Annotated in this window: 7 protein-coding genes; 1 reads left to right on the forward strand and 6 read right to left on the reverse strand. The window is 48.2% G+C overall.

Annotated elements, in window-relative coordinates; translation table 11 throughout:
• Positions 1–289: 289 nt before the first annotated feature.
• The 5 genes from BN1360_RS25065 to BN1360_RS25085 form a co-directional block, all read right to left on the reverse strand.
• Complete coding sequence (locus BN1360_RS25065) at positions 290–511, reverse strand: hypothetical protein (protein ID WP_068782594.1); 222 nt, start codon at positions 509–511, stop codon at positions 290–292.
• A 176-nt stretch (positions 512–687) separates the two neighbouring features.
• Entirely contained in the window at positions 688–1,734 is a 1,047-nt protein-coding gene (locus BN1360_RS25070; RefSeq protein WP_068782595.1) for a glycoside hydrolase family 130 protein, read from the reverse strand.
• A gap of 30 nt (positions 1,735–1,764) precedes the next feature.
• Positions 1,765–3,315, reverse strand: coding sequence for a DUF3502 domain-containing protein (locus BN1360_RS25075; protein ID WP_068782596.1), 1,551 nt, complete (start codon positions 3,313–3,315; stop codon positions 1,765–1,767).
• Positions 3,316–3,393: 78 nt separating this feature from the next.
• Positions 3,394–4,272, reverse strand: coding sequence for a carbohydrate ABC transporter permease (locus BN1360_RS25080; protein WP_068782597.1), 879 nt, complete (start codon positions 4,270–4,272; stop codon positions 3,394–3,396).
• An 11-nt stretch (positions 4,273–4,283) separates the two neighbouring features.
• On the reverse strand, positions 4,284–5,222 hold the full coding sequence (locus tag BN1360_RS25085) for an ABC transporter permease (RefSeq protein ID WP_068782598.1): 939 nt from the start codon (positions 5,220–5,222) through the stop codon (positions 4,284–4,286).
• Positions 5,223–5,479: 257 nt separating this feature from the next.
• Between BN1360_RS25085 and BN1360_RS25090 the strand changes: the two genes are divergently transcribed.
• A complete protein-coding gene (locus BN1360_RS25090) occupies positions 5,480–7,801 on the forward strand; it encodes a helix-turn-helix domain-containing protein (RefSeq protein WP_068782599.1) in 2,322 nt (773 codons plus the stop codon).
• Between the two features lie 40 nt (positions 7,802–7,841).
• On the opposite strand, the gene BN1360_RS25095 is transcribed toward BN1360_RS25090, so the two are convergent.
• The coding region (locus BN1360_RS25095) for a LysR family transcriptional regulator (protein WP_148466654.1) at positions 7,842–8,683 on the reverse strand (842 nt) is incomplete at its 5' end.

Raw genomic sequence — 8,683 nt, forward strand, 5'->3', positions numbered from 1 at the left:
CCGAGTCATATTGCAAATCACTCACTCCGGAAACTACGATAAATCCGACAAAATGATAGCGCTTTCCAAATTATTATTTATTACTGTATCACCCCTTCACATTCCGTAAGAATAATTGGCGAAATTTTATTTTAATTCTACATTTTGGAAATTTTAAGGTCTGATTCAACACTTGTTATGTCTGATTCTATGGAATGCTTAATAAAAGAAGCGAAAAATAGAACTTAATAAACAATAGCGTCGATGCCAATTCAAATTGGCATCGACGCTATTGTTTATCGCTTATTATCTACCGTTGAGCCCCATCACCCGGACCAGCATGACTACACCTTCTACCCGGGGTCGCAGTGCCATATGGAACGAATTGGCCGGCATCCCGTCCGTTAATGATGCCGAGCTTGCGGAGCACTTCCGCCGCTGCCCTCGCCCATCCGGCGATCTTCGCCTCCATAGGTAAAGCCTTGTGAAGTCCGCTTCTCTCCAGCTTCAGCACATTCGCCAGCAATACCACAAATTCGGCCCGGGTGACCGTATTATTCGGCTGATGCTGGCATCTGGATACCCCATGGTGATATTCGGAAATTGATCGAGATCATAGGATACTTCCATTCACCTTGCTCTATCGCTTCATTCACAAATGAAGCCCCGCATTATGCATCCAGCGAGGCTTCAATCAACGATGGGAAATTATTGTAATGTGCTATAAATAAAGTCCAATGGAATATCTGCAAAAGCCATTACTTCATCGGCAGCACCATAATATATACGAACGGTATCCCCGATCAGGAGTGCACCGCAGGAGAAAACTACGCCGCCGAAAAACCCATTCACTTCATATTCTGCTTCCGGCTCCAGAATCGGGCGAGTTGACCGGGCAACGACTTTGGCAGGGTCTTCAAGATCAAGCAACACGGCGCCCATGCAATAACGATGCTTGGAATCCGCCCCGTGATACAGCATGACCCAGCCGCGCTCCGTTCGGATCGGAACCGCGCCTCCTCCCATTCTGGCTGAATCCCAGCCTTGCTCACTAAGGCCCATCAGAAACCGATGGTTGCCCCAGTGTTCTAGATCAGGCGACTCGGCAATCCATATCTCGGGCTCGCCGAATGAATTCGGTACCGGACGATGCAGAGTGTAGTAACGTCCATTTATTTTCTCCGGAAATAGCATGACGTCCTTATTCTCGGGAGCCAGCATAAGTCCGAGACGTCTGAATGTGCGGAAATCCTTCGTTTCTGCCAGACCCGCGCCAACACCCCGAATTGAAACGGAGCTGTAGGTAATGTAGTACGTATCCCCGATCCGGGTAATCCGCGGATCCTCGATTCCCCAGGCTTCGAGAGAGTTCTCGGGAAACATAGCAGGCTGCTCCTCAATATCGAAATGAATCCCGTCTTGGCTTCGCGCTACACGAAGATGAGATAGCGAGGTCAGCATAACCGTCTTCCCGCCCTTGACCACAACACGTGAATCCGAGAAATCGTATCGCGTATCTAATTTGTCATAACGTTCCACGAGTAATTCAGTTCCTGCTGCATTTAAACGTGGGACGAGAACTTCGTCCATCCGGTCTGAAATCGGCGCCTCTGCAACGCGGAGCAATAAAATTGTCTCTCCCTCATATGTGGCAACACCCGCATTAAAAACACCCAGTACTTTAAAATCGGGACGTGAGGGCTTAACGTCCTTGGTTCGGATTACAGGGTTGTGTACACAGCGCTTAACGTGCATAAGTTATATACCTCTTTCTGCTCTGATTTGTTATTTGGCAGATATAACAGCATCAATTTGGCTTTGAATTTCATCGATGACCTTTTGACCGCCTACCCCCATGATTTTATCTTCCAGCATCTCCTTGCCTTTGTCCGCCGGCAGCACGCCCTGGCAAAGCGGCAGGAATACAGAATCGTGGAAAGGTGTCATTTTGGCGTATTCGGTTTTGACATTCTCGGCGTTAAAGGCAAAGCCTGCCGTTGGGCTCAATGTAAAGTTAGCCGGGTCGGCGGCAAAATCGAACCAGTGCTTATCGTCAGGCATCATCGTATCCGGGGTGCGGTTCAGTGCCGGGCGCCAGGTTAGCGCGTAGCCCGGGAATGAGTAATCGGACAGAGCCTTATAGCTCGTGTTGCCAACCGGCTCCCAGTCCTTGCCGGGAATCCCGTATTCCATCAAATCATGATTTTCCTTGACCGAAAGCCAGTTGACCACGTCCATTGTCAGATCCGCATGTGTGGAAGAAGCCGGAATGCAGAGGAAGTTCCATTGCTGAAATGCCGTATACGGCTTGGCTGTATCTCCGTTAGGCATGAAGACCTCCAATTTGTCGCTGCCGTCTTTCAACATTTCTGCATATTTGAGTCCTTCCACGCCATCAGCCGCGTAATAGGTTGCTGCATACTTGCCTTGTTTGAACAGTGTTTCGGCATTTTGCTCCTGGGCGATGTTTTTAGACAAGATGCCGTCATTATAATACTTGGTAACCCGGTCGAAAGCATCGGCAATCATCAGACTTTCCCATTGACCGACCACTTTCTTGTCCTTGGTTGAATAAGCAAACATATTGACGCCGATTTCGAGTACTTCGTCCTGGGCCAAATTAGCGGAATTACTCAGTATAAACGGCAGTTTATCCGCTTTGAGCCCGTTGAAAACTAACGGTTTGATGTCTTGCTCCTTTTCTTTAACCGTATACAAAAATTTCTCCAAATCATCGATCGTTTTCAGCTCAGGCAATCCGTATTTCTCACGCAAATCCTTGCGAATCAGGAGACCGTAAACGGGTCCTTGCGTCGTACCCAGCGGAATCCCCATTATTTTGCCGTCGAATTTGTTGTATGCCCACATTTCATCGGGGATGGAAGCCTTCAATTCTGATCGTTCCGCTACCATATCGTCCAACTGCTTCAGCGATTTGCTGGCGATCATCTGGTTCATGGACAGCCAAGGCGCATCCAGATACATGTCGAAGTCTTCGCCGGCGGACATTTTGACCGCAACCGTGTTCCCGTAATCCGACCACGGGAGGAAGTTGATGTTCAGCGAGGCACCAATTTGGTCCGTTTTGAGTTTCTCATTGACGGCCTTCATCACCTCATCGAACCCTACCGGCTTATCCCCAGGCAAATAAGCCTTTAATTCTACGATTTCCTTAGGATTGCTTGCCGTAGAATTACCCGCAGCATTCCCTGGATTGGCGCCTCCCGGCTCGATATTCCCACCGCTGCTATTACTACCGCCACCGCAGCCGACCAGCAGCAATGACGATGCCAGAACCACGGCCATCGCCGTGCCAAACATTTTTTTGATCTTCATTTACTCAACCTCCCTTGTATTGATTAAACTTGCATCTATGCTTAACCGGAAGATTCCGGTTAATGCCGGAATCTTCGGCTATCCTTTGACAGCCCCTACTGTAAGGCCTTTGACAAAATATTTCTGCAGCATCGGATATAATAGGATGATCGGACCGATCGTAAGTACGGTCGTCGCCATCCGCACACCATAAGTCGGCGGAGTAACTGCGATCGCCGCGCTGGAAGGGATCAGGTTTTTGGCCGCCTCCATATTAGACACCATCCGTCGCAGGATTAGCTGCAGAGGGAACAGTTTTTCATTGTCCACGAACATAAGTCCCATAAACCAGTCGTTCCAATAGTTCAAAGCGTAGAACAAACCGACGGAAGCCAGAATCGGCTTGGAAATCGGCAGAATGATTTGAAAGAAAATTCTGACTTCGTTGGCTCCGTCCATTCGAGCGGCCTCCTCCAATTCCTCAGGAACAGTCCGGAAAAAGCTAACCAGCAGAAAGACAAGAAAGGGTTGGCATAGTAATGTTAGAATAAGCACCCAAACGGTATTCTGTAAATGCAGCCACTGGCTGACTACGATGTAGAACGGAATGATGCCTCCTGAAAACAGCATGGGCAGGTAGCAAAACAACAGGAAAGGCGTCTGCAGTACATTTCGCTTGTTCGCTAGAGAATAGGCCAGCATGGCGGAGATACAAAGAGCACTTAACGCCCCGGCGGCAGTGACCAGAATCGTTACTTTATAACCGCTGAACAGTACATCCGACTGGAGCACCGCTTTGTAGGCCGATAAGGAAAATTTTTGCGGAAATAACGTATACCCGTGTGCGATCAGTTCTCCTTCATCGGTGAAGGAACCGATGACCATCAGCAGGAAAGGGAACAGACAAAATAGGGTAAACAGTAAAATGATAATGTAAGCGGACGCTGTAAACACCCGGTCCGAAACACTCTGTCTCATCGTGCTACCTCCTAAAATAATGCGGATTCTTTAGACACCTTGCGGGTAATCCCATTAGCGATGACTACGAAAATCAAGCCCATAACCGATTGGAACAGCCCGACCGCCGATGACATGCCAAAGTCGTGCAGTTGTCTCATCGAGCGGAAAACGAAGGTATCAATGACATCGGTTGTAGGATACAGCAGCGAGTTATCTCCGATAATTGCATAGATCATAGCGAAGTCCCCGTTAAAAATTCGTCCTACGGCAAGCAGCGTCATAATCATAATCGTTGGAACCAGCAGCGGTAGAGTAATGCGGAGCATAATTTGCGGCTTGGAGGCGCCATCGATCCGCGCAGCTTCGTACAAATCCTCAGAAATGCCGGTAATTGCCGCGAGGAAAATAATCGAAAGATACCCCGCTCCCTGCCATACACGGATCAAAGTAAGAATAAAGGGCCAAAGCTTGGCCTCGAACATCCAGTTGATAGGCTCCAGGTCGAGTCCTTGAAGCCAGGCATTAATCATAGGTTCCTCCCCGCCAAACATCGACTGGACGATCATCCCAACCACGATCCAGGACATGAAATAAGGTAGAAAAATAAGCGATTGCGAGATTCTTTTAAAATATTTGTTGCGAATTTCATTAAACATAAGTGCAATAAGAACGGCAGCCATGGTCGTAAACAAAATAAATAACGTGTTCAGTACGAGCGTGTTGCGCAGGACGGTCCAAAAGTCGTCCGAGGTAAAGAAATAATCGAAATTTTTAAAGCCGACCCATTTGCTGCCCGTGATCCCTTTGGAGAAGTCATAATCCTTGAATGCAATCATAATCCCGTAAATAGGAAAATAACTGAATACGAGGAAAAACAGCAGGCCCGGCACGGCCATAACGTATAGGAAGGGATTCTTAGCAATATGCTTCAGCTTGGAGCCTCTCCCCTTGTCTCGTTTGAACTGCATAGTTTCGTGTACCCCCTTATGTCAAAAAAGTCCGTTTGGCGTGATGCGGACATCCGCAACCCGATGTCGTCACCATATCAGGCCCATTGTGGCGAGGCAATTCCGACAAGCTCGGATTTTTACCGCATGCATAGATTTCGCATCTTCCCAAAAACATCACTTTTCCAGAAATGAACGATTCTGCTGACGGAAACCTGCATTATGCTACAATAAATCTGCATTTATCAAAGAGAGACCTATATAACGGGGGTTCCGGTATGAAGAAATTCAGCTTTCCGCTTCATTCCTCATTCAAGAAGCATCCGACTTATATGAAGATCATTTTTTATTTTGTCAGCGCAAACGTACTTGTATTGGCTCTCTCCTTTCTGCTTCTATACTGGCAGTCCTCAAAAACGCTGCTGAAGGAAATCGGAGATCATTCCGAATCGCTTCTGCTGGGCAGCGCCCGAAATACAGCCGGGCTGATGGAGTGGTCGCTGGAATACACCTACGCTTCAAGCAATGACAGCAAGCTGAAAGTATACGCGCTTTCCGATCATTACACGGACTTTGAGACCTATAACGTATGGAGCCGGCTTGGGGAGATCAAAAATGCGAATCCTGCGATTGATTCGGTTTACCTGATCAACGACTACACGGGTACGGTAGTGGATTCCCGGCTTGGCATCAATGACGCTGCCTCTTTTTATGATCAAGATATTATGAACCGGCTGCACGATCCGAATTTTGCGGAGCGAACCGTCCCTATACCGAGAACTCTGACGCTCCCCCTGAACAAGGGAGCTACCAAGGATGTCATCACCATTGTCAGACTATATGAAAAGGACAGTTCGATTTCAGCATTCATCATGAATATCGACACAGATAAGCTAATGAATCTGCTTCAGGACAATTCCAATTATCCCAATCGCCAAGTGACCGTACTAAATGATCGGAATGAACAGGTGTTCAGTACTGCCTTGCTTAGCGGGAATCAAATCCTAGAGCTTGGTCGTCAAGGAGAACAAAAAAATAGCGGCTGGGAGCTATTCAAGCCCCATGGACAGGAAGAGCAGCTAATGGTTTACTCAACCACATCAATAAAGGGGATTCAGGACTGGACATTTATTGAGAGCATTCCGAAGTCAGTCATTCTTGGCAGAATCTCCATGCTCCGGAACATAAGCCTGTTCTTGTTCTTAGGCCTATTTCTGGCCTCGCTAACTGTAATCGTGCTGATCTCCAAACGGGTGTATTCCCCCATTCAGGAATTAGTCAGCAGCGTCATGCGGCAGTATCATTCAGAGCAGCTTGGGGAGCACAAGTCAAGGAATGAACTTGATTATTTATCCAATGTATTTGCCGCCCAAAAAGAACAGATCGATGAATTGACTGAACAGTGGCGCCATAGCAAGATTCTCAGCAAAGAGCGATTTCTTCGTGAATTTCTAGGTGCTGAAGCCCATTCATCGGATGAAATACGCCACCAGTTTAAAGAATGCGAGATCGATCTTCCGGAAGAGAACTTATCTGTAGCGATCTTTCGGATTGACCACTTTCCGGAATTTACGAAGATATATTCGGAGAAGGACCGCCGTCTGCTTCGCTTTGCTATGGCAAACATTATTCAGGAATCGCTGCAAGGGGCAAATTGCCGGGTGCAAACGGTTGATATGGGGAACGATCATGTCGCCGTTGTTCTGTGTGTCCATGCCTCTACCGACGATATCGCGGCAAAGCTGCGAGATTCGCAAAAGCTGCTAAGACAGTACTTATCCATTGAAACGACCGTAGCTTGGGGGAGAGAAGCGCAGAGTTTGACGGATATGCATGAAACATACATGGAGACGTATGAATTGACACAGGAGCGATTCCGCTTTGGACACGGGGCGATTATTTTGAAGGAGGAGTCCAGCGCTCCCGGTACGCTGTTCCACCTTTCGTTGGAGAAGGAACGTCAGCTTGCTCAAGCGATTCAAAAAGGGAACCGGGATACTGTGCTGGGGATCATGACTTTTTCCGTGGAGATGCTGAAGGAATTACCCTATTTCGAGTGTAAAATGTCCCTGATTACTTTGTTCAGCGATTTTCGCCGGCTCATGCAGGACCAGTTCAGTCCGCCGCTTCCCAGCCCATGGGGTCTTACTTCGCTTGAAAATCAAATCATTCAGCAGGAGACGCTTGCAAGTGTGGTGCATTGGATGGAAATGCTGGTGGACAAGACGCTGAGTGATATCATCACTGCGCGCGGCCTGTCCAGAAATGCGAAGCTAATCGAGCAGGTAGAGTATCTGATCGAAGAGCGGCTCAGCGATCCCAACCTCTCCACTAAAATGCTGGCGGATAATCTGGGGTTATCTGTGAACTATCTGCGCAGCCTATACAAAGCAGAAACGAACCGCTCAATTACGGATACGATTTCGGAGAAGCGTCTGGAACTCGTTTGCCGGGAACTGCTAGCTACCGATTCGCCAATCGAGCCTATCATCCAAAATTACGGTTTTTCCTCCGTGAATACCTTTTACTCTGTCTTTAAAAAAGCATACGGAATCACACCGGCTCAATACAGAAAAGCTAACAAGAAAGAGAGGAACTAATGCAATATTGACTGATTACATATCTTGCAGAATCAACCTCTTAACAATTTCTTTCTTTCAATAAGTCAATAAAATTCTGTGCCGCCTTGGACAAATAATGATGTTTGTTCCAGATCAACCCGACAGAAGTGGACAAGCCATTGCCCGTGATCTCATAGGCATGTATCGGATAACCGGGATGACGCCGCAACACCGTTTCGGGAACGATCGAATCCGCGAACTCAGAGGTTACCAGATCGAGCAGCAAGGGGATATCCGAGCATTCCCCAATGAGATTCGGCTGCAGCTGATGCCGGGAGAAGGCCTCCAGAATGGAATAATGCACACCCAGGCCTTCAGTGCTGGGAAGAACAAGCGGGCTGGCCTGAATATCTGCGAGCGAGACCACTTCCTGTTCATAGGGAGGCCGCTGCGCAGAGGTTATGTAATAGAACGGTTCGGTATGAAGATGCAGCACGGAGAAATGCTCCAGCTCCAGCGGTAAACGGATAATCGCCAGCTCAACGATGCGCTCCTCCACTAATTTGCATAGATGAGACGACTCATTTTGCTGGATTTTATAGGTGACCCTGGGGTATAGCTCTTTAAAACGATGCAAAATATCAGGCAAGTTATCGACCGAGAAGGTGTTGATGCCGATCGTCAGCCTTCCGTTTACGCCATTGCCTACCTCCTTCACCTCCAGCTTGGCCTCTTCCATCAGCTGGGTCATTTGCAGCGCATATTTGTATAGCGCCTTTCCCGCCTCCGTCATCTCCAGGACCTTACCGCCTCTCTCCACTAACCGCGAGCCAAGCTCCTCCTCCATCGCTCTCAGCTGCTGACTTAACGGCGGGTGTGACACAAGAAACCCGCTCACCTGCGCGGGGATTTTTACCTCCT

This window comes from Paenibacillus sp. GM2 (assembly GCF_900069005.2).
Lineage (GTDB): Bacteria > Bacillota > Bacilli > Paenibacillales > Paenibacillaceae > Fontibacillus.

Bases quoted from the DNA above. Each gene is read 5' to 3' on its own strand.
- BN1360_RS25070 (WP_068782595.1), bottom strand. From the start codon at position 1,734: ATGCACGTTAAGCGCTGTGTACACAACCCTGTAATCCGAACCAAGGAC.
- BN1360_RS25090 (WP_068782599.1), top strand. From the start codon at position 5,480: ATGAAGAAATTCAGCTTTCCGCTTCATTCCTCATTCAAGAAGCATCCG.
- BN1360_RS25080 (WP_068782597.1), bottom strand. From the start codon at position 4,272: ATGAGACAGAGTGTTTCGGACCGGGTGTTTACAGCGTCCGCTTACATT.
- BN1360_RS25075 (WP_068782596.1), bottom strand. From the start codon at position 3,315: ATGAAGATCAAAAAAATGTTTGGCACGGCGATGGCCGTGGTTCTGGCA.
- BN1360_RS25085 (WP_068782598.1), bottom strand. From the start codon at position 5,222: ATGCAGTTCAAACGAGACAAGGGGAGAGGCTCCAAGCTGAAGCATATT.